This window comes from Escherichia sp. WS1450 (assembly GCF_046487395.1).
Classification (GTDB): Bacteria; Pseudomonadota; Gammaproteobacteria; order Enterobacterales; family Enterobacteriaceae; genus Escherichia; species Escherichia coli.
The window spans coordinates 46334-68693 of the sequence record NZ_JBJQJO010000008.1; the positions used below are offsets into that span (position 1 = coordinate 46334).

The 22360-nt window shown below is 50.3% G+C and carries 18 protein-coding genes; 9 read left to right on the forward strand and 9 right to left on the reverse strand.

The window, feature by feature from the left end:
- The first annotated feature begins 142 nt into the window (after positions 1-142).
- From ACJHYR_RS11755 to cobO, 3 genes are all read left to right on the forward strand, one after another.
- The gene (locus tag ACJHYR_RS11755) at positions 143-1423 is read left to right on the forward strand and encodes a dicarboxylate/amino acid:cation symporter (protein WP_000724204.1); all 1281 of its coding nucleotides are present in this window, start codon (positions 143-145) and stop codon (positions 1421-1423) included.
- 107 nt (positions 1424-1530) lie between these two features.
- A complete protein-coding gene (locus tag ACJHYR_RS11760; protein WP_000042476.1) occupies positions 1531-3183 on the forward strand; it encodes a class I fumarate hydratase in 1653 nt (550 codons plus the stop codon).
- Positions 3184-3192: 9 nt separating this feature from the next.
- Positions 3193-3795: a cob(I)yrinic acid a,c-diamide adenosyltransferase gene (cobO, locus tag ACJHYR_RS11765; RefSeq protein WP_000388202.1), complete on the forward strand. Its 603-nt coding sequence runs from the start codon at positions 3193-3195 to the stop codon at positions 3793-3795.
- A gap of 33 nt (positions 3796-3828) precedes the next feature.
- Here cobO and ACJHYR_RS11770 read toward each other — a convergent pair whose 3' ends face one another.
- The 9 genes from ACJHYR_RS11770 to sdhC all read right to left on the reverse strand — a co-directional run bounded on the left by ACJHYR_RS11770 (position 3829) and on the right by sdhC (position 15005).
- On the reverse strand, positions 3829-4734 hold the full coding sequence (locus tag ACJHYR_RS11770) for a LysR substrate-binding domain-containing protein (RefSeq protein WP_001214258.1): 906 nt from the start codon (positions 4732-4734) through the stop codon (positions 3829-3831).
- Positions 4735-5398: 664 nt separating this feature from the next.
- Entirely contained in the window at positions 5399-6268 is an 870-nt protein-coding gene (sucD, locus tag ACJHYR_RS11775; RefSeq protein WP_000025458.1) for a succinate--CoA ligase subunit alpha, read from the reverse strand.
- Positions 6268-7434, reverse strand: a complete 1167-nt coding sequence (gene sucC, locus ACJHYR_RS11780) for an ADP-forming succinate--CoA ligase subunit beta (protein WP_001048602.1) — start codon at positions 7432-7434, stop codon at positions 6268-6270. Before sucC ends, sucD begins: the two co-directional genes overlap by 1 nt.
- Before the next feature lie 93 nt (positions 7435-7527).
- A complete protein-coding gene (odhB, locus tag ACJHYR_RS11785; RefSeq protein ID WP_000099823.1) occupies positions 7528-8745 on the reverse strand; it encodes a 2-oxoglutarate dehydrogenase complex dihydrolipoyllysine-residue succinyltransferase in 1218 nt (405 codons plus the stop codon).
- A 14-nt stretch (positions 8746-8759) separates the two neighbouring features.
- The gene (sucA, locus tag ACJHYR_RS11790) at positions 8760-11561 is read right to left on the reverse strand and encodes a 2-oxoglutarate dehydrogenase E1 component (RefSeq protein ID WP_001181473.1); all 2802 of its coding nucleotides are present in this window, start codon (positions 11559-11561) and stop codon (positions 8760-8762) included.
- A 200-nt stretch (positions 11562-11761) separates the two neighbouring features.
- Entirely contained in the window at positions 11762-12478 is a 717-nt protein-coding gene (sdhB, locus tag ACJHYR_RS11795) for a succinate dehydrogenase iron-sulfur subunit SdhB (protein WP_001235263.1), read from the reverse strand.
- A 15-nt stretch (positions 12479-12493) separates the two neighbouring features.
- On the reverse strand, positions 12494-14260 hold the full coding sequence (gene sdhA / locus ACJHYR_RS11800; RefSeq protein WP_000775540.1) for a succinate dehydrogenase flavoprotein subunit: 1767 nt from the start codon (positions 14258-14260) through the stop codon (positions 12494-12496).
- Positions 14260-14607, reverse strand: coding sequence for a succinate dehydrogenase membrane anchor subunit (sdhD, locus tag ACJHYR_RS11805; RefSeq protein WP_000254365.1), 348 nt, complete (start codon positions 14605-14607; stop codon positions 14260-14262). The genes sdhA and sdhD overlap by 1 nt, the downstream gene beginning before the upstream one ends.
- On the reverse strand, positions 14601-15005 hold the full coding sequence (sdhC, locus tag ACJHYR_RS11810) for a succinate dehydrogenase cytochrome b556 subunit (protein WP_000263355.1): 405 nt from the start codon (positions 15003-15005) through the stop codon (positions 14601-14603). Before sdhC ends, sdhD begins: the two co-directional genes overlap by 7 nt.
- 380 nt (positions 15006-15385) lie before the next feature.
- Here sdhC and ACJHYR_RS11815 point away from each other — a divergent pair, with 380 nt between their 5' ends.
- The 6 genes from ACJHYR_RS11815 to ACJHYR_RS11840 all read left to right on the forward strand — a co-directional run bounded on the left by ACJHYR_RS11815 (position 15386) and on the right by ACJHYR_RS11840 (position 22252).
- Positions 15386-15493, forward strand: a complete 108-nt coding sequence (locus tag ACJHYR_RS11815; RefSeq protein WP_001305582.1) for a hypothetical protein — start codon at positions 15386-15388, stop codon at positions 15491-15493.
- A gap of 205 nt (positions 15494-15698) precedes the next feature.
- Positions 15699-16982 carry a citrate synthase gene (gene gltA / locus ACJHYR_RS11820; protein WP_000785834.1) on the forward strand — a complete coding sequence of 428 codons (1284 nt, stop codon included), beginning with the start codon at positions 15699-15701 and terminating at the stop codon, positions 16980-16982.
- Between the two features lie 389 nt (positions 16983-17371).
- A complete protein-coding gene (locus ACJHYR_RS11825; protein ID WP_000472419.1) occupies positions 17372-17938 on the forward strand; it encodes a fimbrial protein in 567 nt (188 codons plus the stop codon).
- Between the two features lie 50 nt (positions 17939-17988).
- Positions 17989-20448, forward strand: a complete 2460-nt coding sequence (locus ACJHYR_RS11830) for a fimbria/pilus outer membrane usher protein (RefSeq protein WP_072262363.1) — start codon at positions 17989-17991, stop codon at positions 20446-20448.
- A gap of 14 nt (positions 20449-20462) precedes the next feature.
- The gene (locus ACJHYR_RS11835) at positions 20463-21194 is read left to right on the forward strand and encodes a molecular chaperone (RefSeq protein ID WP_000143537.1); all 732 of its coding nucleotides are present in this window, start codon (positions 20463-20465) and stop codon (positions 21192-21194) included.
- Positions 21191-22252 (forward strand): fimbrial protein, encoded by a 1062-nt coding sequence (locus ACJHYR_RS11840; protein WP_000103079.1) that lies wholly within the window; start codon positions 21191-21193, stop codon positions 22250-22252. The genes ACJHYR_RS11835 and ACJHYR_RS11840 overlap by 4 nt, the downstream gene beginning before the upstream one ends.
- Positions 22253-22360 lie beyond the last annotated feature (108 nt).

Below are 22360 nucleotides of genomic sequence, written 5' to 3' on the forward strand. Positions count from 1 at the left end.
CCAACTGACATCCCGTCACTTATTGCAGTTCAACACTTCAGCTATTTGTAAGGTTGTAATAGCAGGTAGATGCCTGAATCTCTATTCGGGCATCTACTTCTCCTGATTCTGATTTATCGCGGTGCACCTGATGGAGGAAAAAATGAAGAAAATAAGTTTAACCACGATGATTCTTTTGGCGCTGGTACTTGGAATGATTATCGGCGTAGTGCTCAATAACACTGCTTCACCGGAAACCGCAAAACTCTATGCGCAAGAAATATCGATATTCACGACGATTTTCTTACGACTGATAAAAATGATTATCGCTCCGTTAGTGGTCTCTACCCTGGTGGTAGGTATAGCTAAAATGGGAGATGCCAAAGCCCTTGGTCGTATTTTTTCTAAAACACTCTTTTTATTTATTTGCGCCTCATTGCTGTCAATTGCCTTAGGCTTGATAACAGTAAATTTCTTCATGCCAGGCACAGGAATTAATTTTGTTGCACACGGAGCCGAAACCACCGGAGTGGTCGCGTCAGAACCCTTTACGCTAAAAGTATTTATTTCGCATGCTTTCCCCACCAGCATTGTCGATGCCATGGCGCACAATGAAATTTTGCAAATCGTGGTGTTCTCAATTTTCCTCGGCTGTAGCCTGACGGCGATTGGCGAGAAAGGCAGCGCCATCGTTCACGCCTTAGATTCGCTGGCACATGCCATGTTAAAGCTCACTGGCTACGTCATGCTCTTCGCTCCCCTGACCGTATTCGCTGCTATTTCAGCATTGATTGCTGAACGAGGACTGGCAGTTATGGTGAGCGCCGGGATCTTTATGGGTGAATTTTATTTCACCATGTTATTACTTTGGGTGCTGCTTATCGGTCTGGCCATCGTTTATGTTGGCCCCTGCATCAGACGCCTGACCCGCGCCCTTTCGGAACCCGCCCTGCTGGCATTTACCACATCCAGTTCTGAAGCGGCTTTTCCGGGAACGCTTGAAAAACTGGAGCAATTTGGCGTTTCCCCCAAAATTGCCAGCTTTGTCTTACCCATTGGCTACTCATTTAATCTCGTTGGATCAATGGCCTACTGCTCCTTCGCCACAGTTTTCATCGCCCAGGCCTGCAATATCCATTTATCCATCGGTGAGCAAATCACCATGCTGTTGATCCTGATGTTGACCTCGAAAGGAATGGCTGGCGTACCACGCGCCTCAATGGTGGTTATCGCCGCCACGCTCAACCAGTTCAATATTCCGGAAGCGGGGCTGATCTTGCTGATGGGCGTTGATCCGTTCCTTGATATGGGGCGTTCCGCGACAAACGTCATGAGCAACGCAATGGGCGCTGCGATGGTGAGTCGGTGGGAAGGCGAACATTTCGGCGAGGGTTGTCGGGGTAAAGCATTAAAACCCAATGAATCGAACGTTGCTCTGCCCTGAGGGGGATCTTAAGCAATCAGAAGCCAATGACTACGCATTTTTATAAGCCGGATCATGAAGTTAGACGGCAATTAAGTAACACTAACGTTTAAGGTGAAAAGTGAAATATGTCCAAACCATTTATCTGGCAAGAACCGTTTCTACAAAATAAAGACGGTACAGAATATACATTAATTAGCGATCAACATATTACAGTAACGGAATTAGACGGCGAAGAAGTGATAAAAATCGCTCCTGAAGCATTAACGCTGCTTGCCCGGCAGGCATTTTATGAAGCCTCTTTTTTCTTACGTTCCGCTCATTTGCAACAGGTCGCCAGCATTCTTAACGATCCGCAGGCCAGTAGTAATGATAAATACGTTGCGTTGCAGTTATTACGTAATGCTGAAGTCTCAGCAAAAGGGGTATTACCCAACTGTCAGGATACCGGCACCGCAACTATTGTTGCCAGTAAAGGGCAACAGATATGGACGGGAGGTAACGACGCTGAAGCCTTAAGCAAAGGCATTTACAGTACTTTCCAGGAAAATAATCTGCGCTTTTCACAAAATGCGCCGCTGGATATGTATACCGAAGTCAATACGCAAACCAATCTCCCGGCGCAGATTGATATCAGCGCTGTCGCTGGTAATGAGTACCATTTTCTCTGTGTTAATAAAGGGGGCGGCTCCGCCAATAAAGCCGCACTTTATCAGGAAACCAAATCCTTATTGCAACCAGAAAAACTGACCGCATTTTTAATCGAAAAAATGAAATCGCTGGGCACCGCTGCCTGCCCGCCTTACCACATCGCCTTTGTCGTCGGAGGGCTTTCAGCCGATCAAACCTTAAAAGTTGCCAAGCTGGCCTCTACGAAATATTACGACAATTTGCCCACCAGCGGAAACGAGCAGGGACAAGCATTCCGTGATATTGAGCTGGAAAAAGTGTTGCTCGAGGTCAGTCAGCAATTTGGTATTGGTGCGCAATTTGGGGGTAAATATTTCGCTCATGATATTCGCGTCATTCGTCTGCCGCGTCACGGTGGCTCTTGCCCGATAGCTATGGCGCTCTCCTGTTCTGCCGATCGCAATATCAAAGCAAAAATTAACAAGCACGGTATCTGGCTGGAAAAACTCGAACACAATCCGGGGCAATATATTCCAGCCTCACTGCGGGAAGAAAATCACGCGCAACATGTACAACTGGATCTAAACCGTCCGTTGCGTGACGTGATGCAGGATCTCGCCAGATTACCGGTAGGCACCCGCGTGTCGTTAAGTGGTCCCATCGTAGTGGCACGCGATATCGCCCACGCCAAAATAAAAGCGCGGCTGGATAACGCCGAACCGATGCCGGATTACCTGAAGCATCATATTGTCTATTACGCTGGCCCGGCGAAAACACCGGAAAACATGGCCTGCGGTTCACTGGGTCCAACCACGGGCGGTCGAATGGACGGTTATGTCGATACCTTCCAGGCGGCTGGCGGCAGTCTGGTGATGTTATCGAAAGGTAACCGCAGCCAGCAGGTCACCGATGCCTGTCACAAACATGGTGGCTTCAATCTGGGTAGTATTGGCGGTGCAGCTGCGTTACTGGCGCAAGAATATGTCAAAAGTCTGCGTTGCCTGGAATACCCGGAGCTGGGTATGGAAGCGGTGTGGATGATGGAAGTGGAAAATCTGCCCGCATTCATCCTGGTAGATGATAAAGGCAATAATTTCTTTAGTCAGTTTGAGCAGCAACACCGCTGCGCCAGTTGCCCTGCGGGACATTAAGGAAAATGAATGGAAGCGCGAATTTCAACTGAACGGCATGTGCAACGCCAGCAGAAATTGAAGGAACAGGTCGATACGCGCATCGCGGCGGCGATAGAGAAAAAAGGGATTTTGATTGTTTTCACCGGCAATGGCAAAGGGAAATCCACTGCCGCGTTTGGTACTGTGACGCGCGCGGTGGGTCATGGCAAAACGGTGGGGGTTGCGCAGTACATCAAGGGGCAATGGGACAACGGCGAATACAACCTTCTCCAGCCGCTCGGGGTTGAGTTTCATATTATGGGAACCGGTTTTACCTGGGAGACACAGAACCGGCAAGCGGATATCGACGCGGCGAAAGAGGTCTGGTCGGAAAGCAAACGGATGCTGGCTGACAAGCGTTACGACTTAGTGGTGCTTGATGAGCTGACCTATATGCTGGCTTACCATTATCTGGACACCGAAGAAGTGATCGCTTCTCTGCAAAACCGCCCGGCACAACAAAGTGTCATTGTCACCGGACGCGGTTGCCACAGTCAGATATTAAAAATGGCGGATACGGTCAGCGAAATCCGCCCCGTCAAACATGCTTTTGATAACGGCATTCAGGCGCAGCCGGGTATCGACTGGTAATAACTGCGCCTGGCATCCCGCCAGGCGCAGGTTTTACATCTCCTGCGGTACAACCGATTTCGCCAGCAACCATTCACGAAATTGCTGCAAGTGCGGTGAGTCAGACTTCTCTTCCTGCCACGTCATAATAAAACGATTACCGGTACGAATAGGCACATCACAGGGGATCACCATATCGCCACTATCCAAATCATGTTGAATAGCGAAACGTGGTAACAGCGCCACGCCGAGATTAGAGCGCACGGCGGCAATCAGCATTGAAAGCAAATCGAAACGTGGTCCGTTGTTGACCAGCGGACTGCTAACGCCAGATAAGGCAAACCACTCTTCCCAGCCAGTAATACGGGTACTTTGATGCAGAAGTGGTAACTCAGTAAGCAGTTCTGCCACTGACAGTTTTTGATCGGACATTGCAAGCAAACTGCCGCTGCATACCGGCAAAATCTCCTCATCAAAGAGATATTCTACTTCCGCCCAGGGCGCGCAAAAATTTTCGCGCATAATGACAGCATCGTACTCCCGATTAAGAAAATCGCCGTTATTAGCTAAAGAATGAATATTAACAATAATATCGGGATGTAACTTTGTGAATTCATGTAAATTTGGGATTAACCAGTGGGTACTAAAAGTAGGATTAACGGCAAGTTCAATAACCTGAACCGTAGGCTGCCAGGTCATAATGGTATTGGTATCGCGTTCCAGCTTATTTAATGTTTCTTTTACTATCCCCAGGTAATACTTCCCTGCATCATTAAGAAAAATACGTTTTTTAGAGTGTGAAAATAACGGAGTATGTAAAAATTCCTCCAGCGCACTCACTTGTCTGAATACAGCACTTTGGGTTAACGCTAACTCCTCTGCCGCTCTGGTATAACTTTCATGACGTGCGACGACCTCAAAAGTCACCAGCAGCTCCGTTTTAGGTATTTTTCCTCGCATAATGCCGTCCCTTAAAAATAGTTTAAACCATCAAAAACACATTACTTATTACGAAGTAATGGTAACCAAAGCAGCAATAAATAATTTATAAGAATCATGATTGACATTTATAACCCAGTAAGCCTGGCGTGACAAATATCTTAATCAGATAATAATAATCCGAAAAGCACAGCGCCTTTCGAATTATCCGGAATCACATTAAGTGAAAATTATTAAATTGATATCATTTATCATATCTGTGGATATTATGATAAACAATCAACAAAGATTTTATTTTTGATTTATAGCATATCCCTCTAAGAATTTTTGCGATGCTGCAATATCCGGGTAAAGACCCGATCCTGGCTGACAAATGGCACGACTTGACGATAAGCGGTGAACATCGCTTTTGTTGATTTACTTAACGCTACGGTCAAACGCTGGGAAGCCAGTGCATCAGGTAACGATTCGAAATTCGCCGTCGTTCTTATTCGTGGCTTGCGGTCGGTTGCGGCAATCCACAGTGGCTGTGGTCATGCAGTCAAGCCAGCGGTCAGATTTCGACCGTGGTTAACATTTAAGGCATAAAAAAGGCCATCATACGATGGCCAACCATGTCGAAACCGACAGCCCTTCGCCATTCCTGTAGAGGGAAGCGGCGAGGGCTATTTCTTATTACAGATATTTATTTCAGAACAGTTTTCAGTGCTTCACCGATATCCGCCAGGCTGCGAACGGTTTTCACGCCTGCGGCTTCCAGAGCAGCGAATTTCTCATCCGCAGTCCCTTTACCACCGGCAATGATGGCACCCGCGTGGCCCATACGTTTGCCTTTCGGCGCAGTCACACCAGCGATGTAACCCACAACAGGCTTGGTAACGTGCTCTTTGATGTACGCAGCCGCTTCTTCTTCAGCGCTACCGCCGATCTCACCGATCATCACGATCGCTTCGGTCTGCGGATCTTTTTCGAACATTTCGAGGATGTCGATAAAGTTAGAGCCAGGGATCGGGTCACCGCCGATACCGACACAGGTCGACTGACCGAAACCGTAATCCGTGGTCTGTTTAACCGCTTCATAGGTCAGTGTACCGGAACGGGAAACGATACCCACTTTACCCGGTTTGTGAATGTGACCCGGCTGGATACCGATTTTGCATTCACCCGGAGTGATAACGCCCGGGCAGTTCGGGCCGATCATACGAACGCCTGCTTCATCCAGTTTCACTTTCACGGTCAGCATATCCAGCGTCGGGATGCCTTCAGTGATGGTGATAATCAGTTTGATGCCTGCATCAATAGCTTCCAGAATGGAGTCTTTGCAGAACGGTGCTGGTACGTAGATAACAGAAGCGGTAGCGCCAGTAGCAGCAACAGCTTCACGCACGGTGTTGAACACTGGCAGGCCGAGGTGGGTGGTGCCGCCTTTACCTGGGGTTACGCCGCCAACCATTTTAGTGCCGTATGCAATGGCCTGTTCTGAGTGGAAAGTCCCCTGGCTACCGGTAAAGCCCTGGCAGATAACCTTGGTGTTTTTATCAATTAAAATGGACATTATTTCCCCTCCACTGCGGCAACAACCTGCTGAGCTGCATCCGTCAGACCTTTTGCTGCAATAATATTCAGGCCGCTGTCAGCCAGTTTCTTCGCGCCGAGTTCGGCGTTGTTACCTTCCAGACGTACCACGACCGGTACGTTAACACCCACTTCCGCTACCGCGCCGATGATACCGTCAGCGATCAGGTCGCAACGAACGATACCGCCGAAGATGTTAACCAGAACGGCTTTCACTTTGTCGTCAGAGAGGATGATTTTGAACGCTTCGGTTACGCGCTCTTTGGTTGCGCCGCCGCCAACGTCCAGGAAGTTAGCTGGTTCGCCGCCGTGCAGTTTAACGATGTCCATCGTACCCATCGCCAGACCTGCGCCGTTAACCATACAACCGATGTTACCGTCCAGCGCAACGTAGTTCAGTTCCCACTGTGCAGCCTGTGCTTCACGTGGATCTTCCTGCGACTGGTCACGCATTTCACGCAGATCAGGCTGGCGGAAGAGTGCGTTGCCATCAGCGCCCAGTTTGCCGTCGAGGCAAATCAGATCGCCCTGTTTGGTAATGACCAGCGGGTTGATTTCGATCAGCGCCAGGTCGCGCTCCAGGAAAATGGTCGCCAGGCCCATGAAGATTTTGGTGAACTGCTGAACCAGTTTACCTTCCAGACCCAGTTTGAACGCCAGCTCGCGTCCCTGATACGGCATCGGACCAGTCAGCGGATCAAGCGCAACTTTATGGATCAGGTGCGGAGTTTCTTCCGCCACTTTTTCGATTTCCACGCCGCCTTCGGTGGATGCCATAAAGACCACACGACGGGAACTACGGTCTACAACGGCACCGAGATACAGCTCTTTAGCGATATCGGTCGCTGCTTCAACCAGAATCTGGTTAACCGGTTGGCCATTGGCATCTGTTTGATACGTTACCAGACGCTTGCCCAGCCAGTTTTCTGCAAAAGCACGGATGTCTTCTTTGCTGTTTACAACTTTCACACCGCCCGCTTTACCGCGGCCACCAGCGTGAACCTGACATTTCACTACCCACGGACCGGCACCGATTTTTGAAGCGGCTTCTTCTGCTTCGCGCGGAGTAGTACAGGCATAACCCACCGGTGCTGGTAAGCCATAGCGGGCAAAAAGTTGTTTTGCCTGATATTCATGTAAGTTCATGTGTTCTGTCCATCCTTCAGTAATCGTTATCTTTTAAACCGTAGACCGACACCCTATCCACGTCGGTCTACAGTGCAGGTGAAACTTAAACTACTACACGTCCAGCAGCAGACGCGTCGGATCTTCCAGCAACTCTTTGATCGTTACCAGGAAGCCCACGGATTCGCGACCATCGATCAGACGGTGATCGTAGGACAGCGCCAGGTACATCATCGGCAGGATCTCAACCTGGCCATTCACCGCCATCGGACGATCTTTGATAGCGTGCATACCCAGAATTGCGCTCTGCGGCGGGTTGATGATAGGCGTAGACATCAGGGAACCGAACACACCACCGTTGGTGATGGTGAAGTTACCACCAGTCAGATCTTCAACCGTCAGCTTGCCGTCACGGCCTTTAACTGCCAGCTCTTTGATTTTCTTCTCGATGTCTGCCATGCCGAGGGTATCGACATCACGCAGTACCGGCGTCACCAGGCCGCGCGGCGTAGAAACCGCCATGCTGACGTCGAAATAGTTGTGGTAAACCACATCATCGCCGTCGATAGAAGCATTCACTTCCGGGTAACGTTTCAGGGCTTCAACCACCGCTTTCACGTAGAAGGACATAAAGCCCAGACGGATGCCGTGGCGTTTTTCAAACGCTTCACCGTACTGCTTACGCAGATCCATAATCGGCTTCATGTTGACTTCGTTGAACGTGGTCAGCATGGCGGTGGAGTTTTTCGCTTCCAGCAGACGCTCTGCCACACGCTTACGCAGGCGAGTCATCGGCACACGTTTTTCGCTACGTGCAGCCAGGGCCGGTTGCGCCGCCGGAGCAGCCGCTGCCGGAGCAGACTCTTTCGCCGGGGCTTTCGCCAGATGTTTTTCCACATCTTCACGGGTCAGACGACCACCCACACCGGTGCCTTTAATGGCGCTGGCGTCGAGGTTGTGTTCAGCCAGCAGGCGACGGATCGCCGGGCTTAACGCATCGTTGTTTTGCTCTTCCAGAGACGCCTGCTGGCGTTGCGCCGGAGTGGACGCTTTCTCTTCAGATTTGGCGCTGGTTTCTTTACCCGCGCTGTTGCCTTCACGCAGGCGACCAAGGATCTGACGAGACGTTACCGTTGTACCTTCATCTTCCAGAACCGCATCCAGAATGCCGTCTGCTGATGCCGGTACTTCCAGTACCACTTTGTCAGTTTCGATTTCTACCAGCACTTCATCACGTACGACTGCGTCGCCGGGTTTTTTATGCCAGGTTGCGACGGTGGCATCGGCTACGGATTCAGGCAGGTCAGGGACCAGAATATCTACGCTACTCATTGTGTATCCTTTATTTATTCGACGTTCAGCGCGTCATTAACCAGATCTTGTTGCTGTTTCTGGTGAACGGACATATACCCTACCGCCGGAGAGGCGGAGGCCGGGCGGCCTGCATAACGCAGAGAAGCCCCAAACGGAATCACTTCACGGAAATGATGCTGGCTGCAGTACCATGCGCCCTGGTTGAGCGGCTCTTCCTGGCACCAGACAAAATCCTTGACGTGAGCAAACTGCTGCAACACTTCCTGCATCGCTTTATGCGGGAACGGGTAGAGTTGCTCGATACGCACAATGGCGACATCGTGTTGATTGTTCTTACGGCGTTGTTCCAACAGGTCGTAATAAACCTTACCAGAACACATCACTACACGCTTAACACCCTTCGGATCAAGCTCGTCGATTTCACCGATGGCTGGCAGGAAGGTGCCGTTCGCCAGTTCTTCGAGGCTGGATACCGCCAGCGGATGACGCAGCAGGGATTTCGGCGACATCACGACCAGTGGACGACGCATCCCGCGCAACGCCTGACGACGCAGCATGTGGTAAACCTGTGCCGGGGTAGAAGGTACGCAAACCTGCATGTTTTGCTCAGCGCAAAGTTGCAGATAACGTTCCAGACGCGCGGAGGAGTGCTCCGGCCCCTGCCCTTCGTAACCGTGCGGCAGCAACATCACCAGACCACACATCCGGCCCCATTTCTGCTCGCCAGAGGAGATGAACTGGTCGATAACCACCTGAGCACCGTTAGCGAAGTCACCGAACTGTGCTTCCCAGATAGTCAGAGTGCGTGGTTCTGCGGTGGCATAACCGTATTCAAACGCCAGCACGGCTTCTTCAGACAGTACGGAGTCCCAGACACGGAACGCGCCCTGGCCGTTATGGATGTGTTGCAGCGGCGTGTAAGTGGAACCGTTAGACTGGTTGTGGATCACCGCGTGGCGGTGGAAGAAGGTACCGCGACCGGAGTCTTCACCCGACAGGCGAACCGGAATGCCTTCGTCAACCAGCGTGGCGTAAGCGAGGTTTTCCGCGCCGCCCCAGTCGAACAGTTTCTCACCGGCTGCCATTGCCTGGCGATCGCCATAAATCTTGGCAACGCGAGACTGCATTTCAACTGCTTCCGGCACCGTGCTGATGCGTTTAGCCAGTTCCTGCAGGCGCTTCATCTCAACTTTGTTCGGGTACTCTTCGTCCCATTCGTGGTTGAGGTATGGCGACCAGGTGAAAGAGTGCATGTTCATCGGACGCCACTCTGCCACTACGCAATCGCCAGCATCCAGCGCATCGCGGTACAGGTTAACCATCTCGGTGGCATCTTCCAGTGTCGCGACTTTTTCCTGCTCCAGCTTGTCAGCGTAGATTTTGCGCGGCGTCGGATGTTTTTTGATTTTCTGATACATCAGCGGCTGGGTTGCGCTCGGCTCGTCGGCTTCGTTGTGGCCATGACGGCGGTAGCACACCAGGTCGATGAAGACATCACGTTTAAAGGTGTTACGGAAATCGAGCGCCAGACGGGTCACAAAGGCAACGGCTTCCGGATCATCCGCGTTAACGTGGAAAATCGGTGCCTGAACCATCTTACCGATATCAGTACAGTACGGCGTCGAACGGGCATCCAGCGGGTTAGAGGTGGTGAAGCCAACCTGGTTGTTGATAACGATACGTACCGTACCGCCAACTTCATAGCCACGCGCTTTCGACATGTTCAGGGTTTCCTGAACCACGCCCTGCCCGGTCACTGCGGCGTCACCGTGGATGGTAATTGGCAGCACTTTGTTGCTGCTCGGCTCATCAAGTCTGTCCAGACGGGCACGAACAGAACCGATAACTACCGGGCTTACAATCTCAAGGTGAGACGGGTTAAACGCCAGCGCCAGGTGCACCAGGCCGCCATCGGTCTGGAAGTCAGACGAGAAGCCCATGTGGTATTTCACGTCGCCCGTGCCGAGGTGTTCTTTATGTTTACCGGCAAACTCGTCGAACAAGTCTTGCGGTTTTTTACCCAGCACGTTCACCAGCACGTTCAGACGACCACGGTGCGCCATCCCGAGAACCACTTCGCGGGTGCCGCTGTTGCCAGCGTGGCGGATCATCTCTTTAAGCATCGGGATTAACGCGTCACCGCCTTCCAGCGAGAAGCGTTTTGCGCCAGGGAATTTTGCGCCGAGGTAACGTTCAAGGCCTTCAGCGGCGGTCAGTTCGCTTAAGAAGCGTTTTTTCTCTTCGCTATTGAAAGTCGCGCGACCAGACTCGATACGCTGTTGGATCCAGCGTTTTTCTTCGGTGCTGGTAATATGCATATACTCGGCACCAATCGGGCCGCAGTAGGTTTGCTTGAGGGCTTCCAGCAGTTCGCCGAGTTTCATGGTTTCTTTGCCGCTGGCAAATGAACCGACGTTGAAGGTCTCCTGGAAGTCTGCTTCGGTCAGATCGTGGAAAGACGGATCCAGATCGGCCACTTTATCTTGCTGCCACAGTCCCAGCGGATCGAGATTCGCATGCTGGTGACCACGGAAGCGGTATGCGTTAATGAGCTGCAGGACTTTAACCTGCTTCACATTGGTGTCAGGGTCGGAGATCGTTGAAGAGTAACGTGAAGCGTCTTTCGCCAGGCGGCGGAAATATTCACGCGTTTGAGAGTGGAATTGATCCGGTTTGACTCCCGTACCAGGTAACTGCTGGAACGTCGAACGCCAGTTAGCGTCAACCGAGTCAGGATCGGTTAAGAAGTCTTCATAGAGCTGTTCTATCCAGCTCTGGTTTGCGCCAGAGAGGTAAGAAGAGTCCAACCAGGCTTTCAAAGCGCTGTTCTGCATCGTGATCCCTTAAGCATCTTTTTTATGCTTACTTCGCCGTGGATACTACCACGCACAGTGATGTGCGTGCCGGGGTTCACTTGCGAGCTCTTGTCTACGTAGTGGCTCGCGAAGGAACCTTTAAAAACTGTCTTAGTGTCAGGGGCAGTTTTTAAAGATTTCCTGAATAGCCGGGGGATTTCCCCGGCATCAACATTTAATTACGCATTACGTTGCAACAACATCGACTTGATATGGCCGATGGCGCGCGTCGGGTTCAGCCCCTTCGGACATACACTGACGCAGTTCATGATGCTGTGACAGCGGAATACACTGAATGCATCGCTCAAACCGTCGAGGCGGCTGTCAGTCTCGGTATCACGGCTATCGATCAGGAAACGATATGCCGCTAACAAGCCTGCCGGGCCGATAAACTTATCGGGATTCCACCAGAAAGACGGACAAGAGGTTGAACAACATGCGCAGAGAATACATTCATACAACCCGTCGAGTTTTTCGCGCTGCTCTGGCATCTGTAAATGCTCGCGAGCTGGCGGATTTTGTCCATTATTCAACAGGTAAGGCTTAATTTTCTCATATTGCGCATAGAATTGTCCCATGTCTACCACCAAATCGCGGATCACCGGTAAACCTGGCAGCGGGCGAATCACAATCTTCTTGCCCGGCTGGTTGAGTGCCGAAATCGGGGTAATACAGGCCAGACCATTCTTGCCGTTCATGTTCAGACCGTCGGAACCGCACACACCTTCACGGCAGGAGCGACGGAACGACAGGCTGGGATCTTTCTCTTTCAGCTGGATAAGCGCATCCAGCAGCATCATGTCACGACCTTCTTCCGCTTCCAGGGTGTAATCCTGCATACGCGGAGCATCATCAACATCCGGGTTATAGCGATAAATTGAAAACTCGAGTCTCATTTTCCTGTCTCCGCATTAGTAAGTACGAATCTTCGGCGGGAATGCCGGGCGCAGTTTCGGTTCCATGTTGACGCTTCGGCGCGTCATGGATTCCGACTCTGGCAGATACAGGGAGTGGCACAGCCAGTTTTCATCATCACGATCCGGGAAGTCGAAGCGGCTATGCGCGCCACGGCTTTCGGTACGGAAGTTGGCAGAAACAGCCGTTGCATACGCCGTTTCCATCAGGTTATCCAGTTCCAGGCACTCAACGCGCTGGGTGTTGAACTCGCTGGAAGTGTCATCCAGACGGGCATTTTTCAGACGCTCGCGGATCACTTTCAACTGCTCAAGCCCTTTCGCCATCGCATCACCTTCACGGAAGACCGAGAAGTTATGCTGCATACATTCTTGCAGCGCTTTACGGATCGCCACCGGATCTTCACCGTTACGGTTGTTGTTCCAGCGGTTCAGACGATCCAGAGACGCTTCAACATCAGACTCGCTGGCATCGCGCAGTGCGCCCTGCTCGGCGATAGACTCTTGCAGATGCAGACCCGCTGCGCGACCAAAGACCACCAGGTCCAGCAGCGAGTTGCCGCCCAGACGGTTAGCGCCGTGTACCGATACACAAGCGATTTCACCAACGGCAAACAGCCCCGGAACAACCACATCTTCGCCTTTCTCGTTCACCGTCAGCGCCTGACCGGTCACTTTGGTCGGAATACCGCCCATCATGTAGTGACAGGTTGGGATAACCGGAATCGGCTCTTTCACCGGATCAACGTGAGCGAAGGTACGGGAGAGTTCCAGAATACCCGGCAGACGGGATTCGAGAACTTCTTTACCTAGGTGGTCAAGTTTCAGTTTTGCGTGTGGCCCCCACGGACCATCACAGCCACGACCTTCACGGATTTCGATCATGATGGAACGCGCCACCACGTCACGGCCCGCCAGGTCTTTGGCGTTCGGCGCATAACGCTCCATAAAGCGTTCGCCATGTTTGTTCAGCAGATAACCGCCTTCACCACGGCACCCTTCGGTGACCAGTACGCCCGCACCGGCAATACCAGTCGGGTGGAACTGCCACATTTCCATATCCTGCACTGGTACGCCTGCACGGATAGCCATGCCGACGCCGTCGCCAGTGTTAATGTGGGCGTTGGTAGTGGACTGATAAATACGCCCTGCCCCGCCAGTCGCCAGCACGGTAGCGCGAGCTTTGAAGTAAACCACTTCACCAGTTTCGATGCACAGTGCGGTACAACCGACCACCGCGCCATCCTGGTTTTTCACCAGATCCAGCGCATACCACTCGGAGAAAATGGTGGTGTGGTTTTTCAGGTTCTGCTGATAAAGGGTGTGCAACAGTGCGTGACCGGTACGGTCAGCTGCCGCCGCAGTACGTGCCGCCTGCTCGCCGCCGAAGTTTTTCGACTGACCGCCAAACGGACGTTGATAGATACGACCATCATCAAGACGCGAGAACGGCAGGCCCATATGTTCCAGTTCCAGAATCGCTTCCGGCCCGGTTTTACACATATATTCAATCGCGTCCTGGTCACCGATATAGTCCGAACCTTTTACGGTGTCGTACATATGCCATTCCCAGTTATCTTCATGGGTATTACCCAGCGCAACGGTAATGCCGCCTTGCGCAGAAACGGTATGGGAACGGGTCGGGAAGACTTTAGAGAGCAGCGCACAGGTCTGACCGCTCTGGGAAATTTGCAGCGCCGCGCGCATACCTGCGCCACCGGCACCAATCACAACTGCATCAAATTCTCTGACTGGCAATTTCATCACACACCCCACACCACAACGAATCCATAAATCACGTAAACCACCAGTGCAACGACAATCACCAGTTGCAGCATCAGGCGCAAGGCCAGCGGTTTAACGTAGTCGGTCAACACCTGCCACATGCCGATCCAGGCATGAATCAAGATAGAAAACAGCGCCAGCAGGGTGAACACTTTGGTGAACGCAGAGGCGAAGAAACCGATCCAGACTTCATATGTCAGCTCGCCACTGGTAGCGAAAAAACCGACCATATAAATGATGTAGAGCGTCAGGACGATAGCGGTAGCGCGAACGAGGATGAAATCATGTACGCCATTGCGTCCTAATGCGGAGGCGTTGCTTACCATACGAGGACTCCTGCGAGAAGTGAAAGCACGACAGTAATAACAAAGGAGATTTTGGCGGAGCGTTTACCCGCTTCGAATGTTTCTTCCAGATAGCCAAAATCCATCATCATGTGGCGAATACCTACGACGACGTGATACGCCAGAGCGGTAAGGATGCCCCACATGATAAATTTGACGAAGAAGCTGCCCATGATCGCGGAAGCTTGCTCGAAACCTTCAGGGGAAGAGAGGCTGGTACCCAGAAGCCACAGCAGGATGCCCACTGCAACAAAGGTGATCACACCGGAAACGCGATGGAGAATGGACGCTATCGCCGTGACGGGGAACCGGATGGTCTGTAGGTCCAGATTAACAGGTCTTTGTTTTTTCACATTTCTTATCATGAATAACGCCCACATGCTGTTCTTATTATTCCCTGGGGACTACGGGCACAGAGGTTAACTTTCTGTTACCTGGAGACGTCGGGATTTCCTTCCTCCGGTCTGCTTGCGGGTCAGACAGCGTCCTTTCTATAACTGCGCGTCATGCAAAACACTGCTTCCAGATGCGAAAACGACACGTTACAACGCTGGGTGGCTCGGGATTGCAGGGTGTTCCGGAGACCTGGCGGCAGTATAGGCCGTTCACAAAATCATTACAATTAACCTACATATAGTTTGTCGGGTTTTATCCTGAACAGTGATCCAGGTCACGATAACAACATTTATTTAATTTTTAATCATCTAATTTGACAATCATTCAACAAAGTTGTTACAAACATTACCAGGAAAAGCATATAATGCGTAAAAGTTATGAAGTCGGTATTTCACCTAAGATTAACTTATGTAACAGTGTGGAAGTATTGACCAATTCATTCGGGACAGTTATTAGTGGTAGACAAGTTTAATAATTCGGATTGCTAAGTACTTGATTCGCCATTTATTCGTCATCAATGGATCCTTTACCTGCAAGCGCCCAGAGCTCTGTACCCAGGTTTTCCCCTCTTTCACAGAGCGGCGAGCCAAATAACAAACGGGTAAAGCCAGGTTGATGTGCGAAGGCAAATTTAAGTTCCGGCAGTCTTACGCAATAAGGCGCTAAGGAGACCTTAAATGGCTGATACAAAAGCAAAACTCACCCTCAACGGGGACACAGCTGTTGAACTGGATGTGCTGAAAGGCACGCTGGGTCAAGATGTTATTGATATCCGTACTCTCGGTTCAAAAGGTGTGTTCACCTTTGACCCTGGCTTCACTTCAACCGCATCCTGCGAATCTAAAATTACTTTTATTGATGGTGATGAAGGTATTTTGCTGCACCGCGGTTTCCCGATCGATCAGCTGGCGACCGATTCTAACTACCTGGAAGTTTGTTACATCCTGCTGAATGGTGAAAAACCGACTCAGGAACAGTATGACGAATTTAAAACTACGGTGACCCGTCATACCATGATCCACGAACAGATTACCCGTCTGTTCCATGCTTTCCGTCGCGACTCGCATCCAATGGCAGTCATGTGTGGTATTACCGGCGCGCTGGCGGCGTTCTATCACGACTCGCTGGATGTTAACAATCCTCGTCATCGTGAAATTGCCGCGTTCCGCCTGCTGTCGAAAATGCCGACCATGGCCGCGATGTGTTACAAGTATTCCATTGGTCAGCCATTTGTTTACCCGCGCAACGATCTCTCCTATGCCGGTAACTTCCTGAATATGATGTTCTCCACGCCGTGCGAACCGTATGAAGTTAATCCGATTCTGGAACGTGCTATGGACCGTATTTTGATCCTGCACGCTGACCATGAACAGAACGCCTCCACCTCCACCGTGCGTACCGCTGGCTCTTCGGGGGCGAACCCGTTTGCCTGTATCGCAGCAGGTATTGCTTCACTGTGGGGACCTGCGCACGGTGGTGCTAACGAAGCGGCGCTGAAAATGCTGGAAGAAATCAGCTCCGTTAAACACATTCCGGAATTTGTTCGTCGTGCGAAAGACAAAAATGACTCTTTCCGCCTGATGGGCTTCGGGCACCGCGTGTACAAAAATTACGACCCGCGCGCCACCGTAATGCGTGAAACCTGCCATGAAGTGCTGAAAGAGCTGGGTACCAAAGATGACCTGCTGGAAGTGGCTATGGAGCTGGAAAACATCGCGCTGAACGACCCGTACTTTATCGAGAAGAAACTCTACCCGAACGTCGATTTCTACTCTGGTATCATCCTGAAAGCGATGGGTATTCCGTCTTCCATGTTCACCGTCATTTTCGCAATGGCACGTACCGTTGGCTGGATCGCCCACTGGAGCGAAATGCACAGTGACGGTATGAAGATTGCCCGTCCGCGTCAACTGTATACAGGATATGAAAAACGCGACTTTAAAAGCGACATTAAGCGTTAATGGTTGATTGCTAAGCCGTTTACTTTCCGGACCCGCCTTTAATAGAGCGGGTTCTTTTTTATATGGCTGAACATAATAAATTGTAAAAATTAAACCAGATGCAAATACCCATTAATAAGGTGAAAAAATGTGACAAGTCACATACTGAGCAGAATGATAAGTTTATTTTTATACTTTCCTGCCGGTAGCATTTTTAACCCAATGAAAATTATGCATATCCATCCCACCCCATCTTTCATCTCATTAAACAATAAATTTATGCACTCAATTATTCCATTCTTTATATAACAAGCTTTTTAATATTGTTAAATAAAACCAAATACATTCAACTGTCAGTTAATATATTCTTGCCTCGCAACACTCTATCTCATTATTTAAAGGACTCAGCTATGTTTAAAGGACAAAAAACATTGGCCGCACTGGCCGTATCTCTGCTGTTCACTGCACCTGTTTATGCGGCTGATGAAGGATCCGGTGAAATTCACTTTAAAGGTGAAGTTATTGAAGCACCGTGTGAAATACATCAGGATGATATTGATAAAGAGGTTGAACTCGGTCAGGTGACCACCAGCCACATTAATCAGTCGCATCACAGCGATGCCGTTGCTGTCGACCTGCGCTTAGTCAACTGCGATCTGGAAAACTCCAACAACGGTTCCGGCGGCAAGATTTCTAAAGTTGCAGTCACCTTTGACAGCTCAGCGAAAACCACCGGCGCAGATCCGATTCTCAACAACACCAGCACGGGTGAAGCGACCGGTGTCGGCGTGCGTTTAATGAATAAAGATCAAAGCAATATCGTTTTAGGCACCGCTACTCCAGATATCGACCTGGCACCAACCTCCAGCGAACAAACGTTAAATTTCTTTGCGTGGATGGAACAAATTGATCAGGCTACGCCCGTAACACCAGGCGCAGTTACGGCGAATGCAACCTACGTGCTGGATTATAAATAAGTATCACTTTGGCGGCGCTATCGCCGCCTTTCTTCAAATATTTATCAGGTATGGACACCGTGAATATTTATCGACTCTCTTTTATATCCTGCCTGGTCATGGCGATACCTTCCGCATTGGCGGTCGAATTCAACCTGAATGTCCTCGATAAATCGATGCGAGATCGCATTGATATTTCATTATTAAAGGAAAAAGGAGTCATTGCTCCCGGTGAATATTTTGTTAGCGTTGCGGTGAATAACAACCAAATCAGTAATGGGCAAAAAATCAACTGGCAAAAAAAGGGTGACAAAACCATTCCATGCATCAATGATTCACTGGTCGATAAATTTGGTTTAAAACCAGATATCCGTCAGTCCTTGCCACAGATAGATCGGTGTATTGATTTCAGTTCCCGACCTGAAATGCTCTTCAATTTCGATCAAGCCAATCAGCAACTGAATATTAGTATTCCGCAAGCCTGGCTGGCGTGGCACTCAGAAAACTGGGCTCCCCCCTCTACATGGAAAGAAGGTGTTGCCGGTGTCCTGATGGATTACAACTTGTTTGCCAGCAGCTACCGCCCACAGGACGGCAGCAGCAGCACTAATCTGAATGCCTACGGTACCGCCGGAATTAACGCCGGGGCATGGCGCTTACGCAGTGATTACCAGCTTAATAAGACCGATAGCGAAGATAACCATGACCAGTCAGGCGGAATATCGCGCACCTATCTTTTTCGTCCATTACCGCAATTAGGCTCTAAGTTAACCCTCGGCGAAACCGATTTCAGTTCCAATATTTTCGACGGCTTTTCTTATACCGGCGCGGCACTGGCAAGTGACGATCGGATGTTACCGTGGGAGCTACGCGGCTACGCCCCACAAATCAGCGGCATTGCACAAACCAACGCCACCGTCACCGTGAGTCACTCAGGGCGAGTTATTTACCAGAAAAAAGTCCCACCAGGTCCGTTTATCATTGATGACCTTAATCAGTCCGTCCAGGGTACGTTGGATGTCAAAGTGACGGAAGAAGATGGTCGGGTGAACAATTTCCAGGTTTCGGCAGCATCGACTCCCTTCCTGACTCGCCAGGGACAGGTTCGCTATAAATTGGCCGCGGGTCAGCCACGGCCCTCCATGTCACATCAAACTGAAAATGAAACCTTTTTTAGCAATGAAGTTTCCTGGGGGATGCTGTCAAATACCTCGCTGTACGGCGGCCTGCTGATTTCGGGTGACGACTACCATTCTGCCGCAATGGGTATCGGGCAAAATATGCTCTGGCTTGGTGCATTGTCGTTTGATGTCACCTGGGCCAGTAGTCAGTTTGATACTCAGCAGGACGAGCGGGGCTTAAGTTACCGCTTTAATTACAGCAAACAAGTGGATGCCACTAACAGCACGATTTCGCTCGCCGCTTATCGCTTCTCAGATCGTCATTTTCACAGCTACGCCAACTATCTGGATCACAAATACAACGACAACGATGCGCAGGACGAAAAACAGACGATCAGCTTATCCGTGGGGCAACCGATTACCCCACTGAACTTCAATCTGTACGCCAACCTGCTGCATCAAACCTGGTGGAATGCAGACGCCTCCACGACCGCCAACATCACGGCGGGTTTTAATGTTGATATTGGTAACTGGAGAGATATCTCGATCTCGACGTCATTCAATACAACCCATTACGAAGATAAAGATCGCGACAATCAGATTTACCTGTCGATTTCGCTCCCCTTCGGTAACGGGGGGCGGGTCGGTTATGACATGCAAAACAGTAATCACAGCACCACGCACCGCATGTCGTGGAATGATACGTTAGATGAACGTAATAGCTGGGGCATGTCTACCGGACTGCAATCCGACCGTCCGGATAATGGAGCCCAGGTGAGCGGTAACTATCAGCACCTGAGTTCAGCGGGTGAGTGGGATATTTCTGGTACCTATGCCGCCAATGATTACAGTTCCGTCAGCAGCAGCTGGAGCGGTTCTTTCACGGCAACTCAATATGGTGCGGCGTTCCATCGTCGCAGCTCCACCAATGAACCACGCCTGATGGTCAGCACCGATGGCGTGGCAGATATTCCGGTTCAGGGCAATCTCGACTACACCAACCATTTTGGCATTGCGGTGGTGCCGTTGATTTCCAGTTATCAGCCTTCCACCGTGGCGGTGAACATGAATGATTTACCCGACGGCGTAACAGTGGCAGATAACGTTATCAAAGAAACGTGGATTGAAGGCGCGATAGGTTACAAATCACTGGCTTCCCGTTCCGGTAAAGACGTTAACGTCATCATTCGCAACGCCAGCGGTCAGTTCCCTCCCCTCGGAGCGGATATCCGCCAGGAGGATAGCGGCATTAGCGTGGGGATGGTTGGCGAGGAAGGACACGCCTGGTTAAGCGGAGTCGCTGAAAATCAACAATTTACCGTGGTCTGGGGTGATAGTCAGCATTGCTCGCTCTATCTTCCTGAACATATGGAAAACACCGCAAATCGACTGATTTTACCTTGTCATTAATTAAGGAAATGAAAATGACATTTATGAAAGGACTACCCCTTTTGTTGTTGGTTGCCAGTCTGTGCAGCCACGCTGCACTACAACCCGATCGCACTCGTATTGTGTTTAACGCTAATGATAAAGCTACCAGTCTGCGCGTGGATAATCGTAGCGATAAACTCCCCTACCTCGCTTATTCCTGGCTCGAAAATGAAAAAGGGGAGAAAAGCGACGATCTTCTGGTCGCCCTGCCACCGATACAACGTCTGGAACCGAAAGCAACAACGCAGGTACGGATAGTAAAGCAAGCCTCGACCACAAAATTACCGGGCGATCGCGAAACGCTATTTTTCTACAATATGCGTGAAATTCCTCCCTCCCCAGAAAAAAACAGCGGCCATGCCGTTCTGCAGGTCGCCATCCAGAGTCGAATCAAGGTGTTCTGGAGACCGTCTGCGTTACGCAAGAAAGCAGGAGAAAAAGTCGAGCTACAGTTACAAGTCAGCCAGCAGGGCAATCAACTTAACTTAAAAAACCCGACCGGCTATTACCTGACAATCGCCTACCTGGGACGAAATGAGCAAGGTATTCTCCCGGGCTTCAAAACCGTGATGGTTGCGCCTTTTAGTACGGTCAACACAAACACCGGAAGTTATAGCGGCAGGCAGTTTTATCTCGGTTATATGGATGATTACGGCGCGTTACGCATGACGACGCTCAACTGCAGCGGACAATGCCGTTTACAAGCAGTGGAGGCGAAGAAATGAGTACTGGCAAAGGATTGTTGCTCGTCATCTGTCTGGTATTTCTGCCATTGAAGTCTGCGCTAGCGCTGAACTGCTATTTTGGTACTTCCGGCGGAACGGTAGAAAAATCGGAAGCAATTCAACCCTTTGCTGTGCCAGGTAATGCCAAACCCGGCGATAAGATCTGGGAATCTGACGATATTAAAATTCCCGTCTATTGTGACAACAATACCAACGGCAACTTTGAAAGCGAACATGTCTACGCATGGGTAAACCCCTACCCGGGGGTACAGGATCGTTATTATCAACTCGGCGTGACATACAATGGTGTCGATTACGATGCCAGTCTGGGGAAAAGCCGCATCGACACCAACCAGTGTATCGACAGTAAGAACATTAACATTTATACCCCTGAGCAGATTATCGCGATGGGCTGGCAGAACAAAATATGCTCGGGTGACCCCGCTAATATTCACATGTCGCGAACCTTTCTCGCTCGTATGCGGTTATACGTTAAGATTCGCGAAATGCCGCCGCATGATTATCAAAGTACGCTTAGCGACTATATCGTCGTGCAATTTGACGGTGCCGGTAGCGTTAACGAAGACCCTACCGCCCAAAACCTGAAATATCATATTACTGGTCTGGAAAACATTCGCGTGCTGGATTGCAGCGTCAATTTTTCCATTTCACCGGAAACACAGGTGATTGATTTTGGTAAATTTAATTTGCTGGATATTCGTCGCCACACAATGTCGAAAACATTCAGTATTAAGACGACAAAATCACAAAATGACCAATGCACCGACGGATTTAAAGTCAGTTCCTCCTTTTATACCGAAGAAACGTTGGTTGAAGAAGATAAAGCATTGTTGATTGGTAATGGTCTGAAGCTACGTTTGCTGGATGAAAACGCCTCGCCTTATACCTTCAATAAATATGCTGAATACGCCGATTTCACCAGCGATATGCTGATCTACGAAAAAACCTATACGGCTGAACTTTCGTCCATTCCAGGTACCCCCATCGAGGCTGGCCCCTTCGATACAGTGGTGCTTTTTAAGATTAACTATAACTGATTTGCCATGATGCCCTTTGCAGCCGGAAAGGGCATCTCTTTCAGAAAATTGCTGATTTTCCCCTTTTCCTTGATTGCTGTTATTTTTTCCTGGCCCGGCTTTCTTTAT

Bases quoted from the DNA above. Each gene is read 5' to 3' on its own strand.
- ACJHYR_RS11755 (WP_000724204.1), top strand. From the start codon at position 143: ATGAAGAAAATAAGTTTAACCACGATGATTCTTTTGGCGCTGGTACTT.
- ACJHYR_RS11760 (WP_000042476.1), top strand. From the start codon at position 1,531: ATGTCCAAACCATTTATCTGGCAAGAACCGTTTCTACAAAATAAAGAC.
- cobO (WP_000388202.1), top strand. From the start codon at position 3,193: ATGGAAGCGCGAATTTCAACTGAACGGCATGTGCAACGCCAGCAGAAA.
- ACJHYR_RS11770 (WP_001214258.1), bottom strand. From the start codon at position 4,734: ATGCGAGGAAAAATACCTAAAACGGAGCTGCTGGTGACTTTTGAGGTC.
- sucD (WP_000025458.1), bottom strand. From the start codon at position 6,268: ATGTCCATTTTAATTGATAAAAACACCAAGGTTATCTGCCAGGGCTTT.
- sucC (WP_001048602.1), bottom strand. From the start codon at position 7,434: ATGAACTTACATGAATATCAGGCAAAACAACTTTTTGCCCGCTATGGC.
- odhB (WP_000099823.1), bottom strand. From the start codon at position 8,745: ATGAGTAGCGTAGATATTCTGGTCCCTGACCTGCCTGAATCCGTAGCC.
- sucA (WP_001181473.1), bottom strand. From the start codon at position 11,561: ATGCAGAACAGCGCTTTGAAAGCCTGGTTGGACTCTTCTTACCTCTCT.
- sdhB (WP_001235263.1), bottom strand. From the start codon at position 12,478: ATGAGACTCGAGTTTTCAATTTATCGCTATAACCCGGATGTTGATGAT.
- sdhA (WP_000775540.1), bottom strand. From the start codon at position 14,260: ATGAAATTGCCAGTCAGAGAATTTGATGCAGTTGTGATTGGTGCCGGT.
- sdhD (WP_000254365.1), bottom strand. From the start codon at position 14,607: ATGGTAAGCAACGCCTCCGCATTAGGACGCAATGGCGTACATGATTTC.
- sdhC (WP_000263355.1), bottom strand. From the start codon at position 15,005: ATGTGGGCGTTATTCATGATAAGAAATGTGAAAAAACAAAGACCTGTT.
- ACJHYR_RS11815 (WP_001305582.1), top strand. From the start codon at position 15,386: ATGCGTAAAAGTTATGAAGTCGGTATTTCACCTAAGATTAACTTATGT.
- gltA (WP_000785834.1), top strand. From the start codon at position 15,699: ATGGCTGATACAAAAGCAAAACTCACCCTCAACGGGGACACAGCTGTT.
- ACJHYR_RS11825 (WP_000472419.1), top strand. From the start codon at position 17,372: ATGTTTAAAGGACAAAAAACATTGGCCGCACTGGCCGTATCTCTGCTG.
- ACJHYR_RS11830 (WP_072262363.1), top strand. From the start codon at position 17,989: ATGGACACCGTGAATATTTATCGACTCTCTTTTATATCCTGCCTGGTC.
- ACJHYR_RS11835 (WP_000143537.1), top strand. From the start codon at position 20,463: ATGACATTTATGAAAGGACTACCCCTTTTGTTGTTGGTTGCCAGTCTG.
- ACJHYR_RS11840 (WP_000103079.1), top strand. From the start codon at position 21,191: ATGAGTACTGGCAAAGGATTGTTGCTCGTCATCTGTCTGGTATTTCTG.